Raw genomic sequence first — 1,901 nt, forward strand, 5'->3', positions numbered from 1 at the left:
ACGATGACCACAACCTCCAGGAACGGCCCCCCGGGACGGCCCCCGAGCCCGGAGCCGGCGGGGACAAGTGACCCCTCCTCCAATAGTCCGGGAAGGTCCAGCGGTCCGGGAAGGGCGCCCCTTTCCCCGCGGAAGCCGGGACCTGGAGCCTACCCTTGGGCAATGTCGGCGGCCATCGCTTTCGCCGTACTCGGAGCCTCGCTCTCCCTCAACGGGGTTTTCAGGGGCTGGGCATGGTTGGTTCCCGCTATCACCACGGTGTTCGTCGTCGGATTGACCCTCGCCGTCCTTCGTGCCTTGAGGGTCCACCCGGTACTCACCACTTTGGGCGGGTTTCTCGCCTTGGTGTTCATCCTCGACTTCACGTTCTTCCGGCCGGAAAGCATCGCGGGCTTCATTCCTTCCGGCGCGACCCTTGACACGCTGGGCCAATTCCTGAAACGGGCCGGCGAAACGGTGGTATCTGAGACGGCACCCGTCTCCCCGAACGCCGGAATAGTTTTCGTTGCGTGCGCGGGGCTGGGCTTGGTAGCTATCCTCATCGACGCCTTGGCCGTTCCGCTCGGCATGCCCGCGACAAGTGGACTGGGCCTGCTGGTAGTCCTCGTGTTCCCGGCGACCATCAAGCCGCAAGGCGGCGGCCTGCCCGGATTCCTGGCTGCCGCCGTCGGATTCATCCTGATCCTGGGCTGCAGCCAGTGGTTCGCACCGGACTCGAGGCTGCAGACCGACAACGCCCACGGTACGGGGCAGCTCAAACGGTCCATGGTGATCGGTGGCGTGGCCCTGGTGCTGGGGCTGCTGTTGCCGTTGGCGGTTCCGGGCTTTGAGCGCGGGACGTTTCCGGTCGGTTCGAGGCTGAATCCCTGGGGCGTCTCCAACGGCCTGAATCCCATGATCACGCTCGGCAACAGCCTGCGGAATCCCACCGGTGACGGCAGCATCACCTACGCCACGAGTTCCACGGCCCCGGTGTACTTGCGTTCCGTCACCATTGACAAGTTCGACGGCGATACCTGGGCGCCGGACGACCGCGAAGCCTCCCGGCGCATCGGGCCTGGCCGGATGGCGCCCGACTACCCGCTCCCCGCCGAGCTGGTCCGCCAATTGACCGTGGTCGATACCGGACAGTTCACCAGCCCGTATCTCCCGGTCCCCTATGCCCCGACCGCCGTCAACGGCCTGAGCGGACGCTGGTCCTGGGATCCCGAGACACTGAGCATCCGCGGCGAGGACAGCACCACCCGGAACCAGCAGTACACGGTATATTCGGCGCTGCCTTCCGTGACGTCCGCGACGTTGAGCGAGGACAATGCCAAGCCCACCTCCATCTCGCAGGATTTCATCCAGTTGCCAAGCAATGTTCCTGACATTGTGAAGAACACCGCCAAGACAGTGACGGCAGGCGCCAACGGCAACTATGCCAAGGCGATGGCGATCCAGAACTATCTCCGCTCGTCCCAGTTCAGCTACTCCCTGCAGGCTCCCGTCCAGGGCGGTTATGACGGCAACGGCCTGTCCGTGCTGGCGGATTTCCTGCAGCAGAAGAGCGGCTATTGCGTGCACTTCGCTTCCGCGATGGCCGTCATGGCACGGCTGGAGGGAATCCCGAGCCGCATCGCCGTCGGCTACGCGCCGGGCCACGCCACGGGGGCCACTGTTGCCGTGGCGGGACAGGAACCCCTTCCCGAATACCAGGTGGATGCCCGCGACGCCCATGCCTGGCCCGAGCTCTATTTCGAGGGAGTCGGTTGGGTCGCCTTCGAACCAACCCCTTCCCGCGGCGTGGTCCCGCCCTACGCGAGCGACCCTGTTGCAGCGGGCGGCCCGGGCACCAACCTGCATGACGAAAACCTGGCCCCGGGTGCCTCGACTCCCGCGCCGAGTACCGCCACTGTACC

The 1,901-nt window shown here is 65.8% G+C and carries 1 protein-coding gene; it reads left to right on the forward strand.

The annotated features are described in order from the left end of the window. Nucleotides 1-162 precede the first annotated feature (162 nt). Nucleotides 163-1,901, forward strand: a 1,739-nt coding sequence (locus AHiyo1_RS06085; protein ID WP_059387942.1) for a transglutaminaseTgpA domain-containing protein, incomplete at its 3' end; no start/stop codon positions are given.

The organism is Arthrobacter sp. Hiyo1, from assembly GCF_001263615.2.
Lineage (GTDB): Bacteria > Actinomycetota > Actinomycetes > Actinomycetales > Micrococcaceae > Arthrobacter.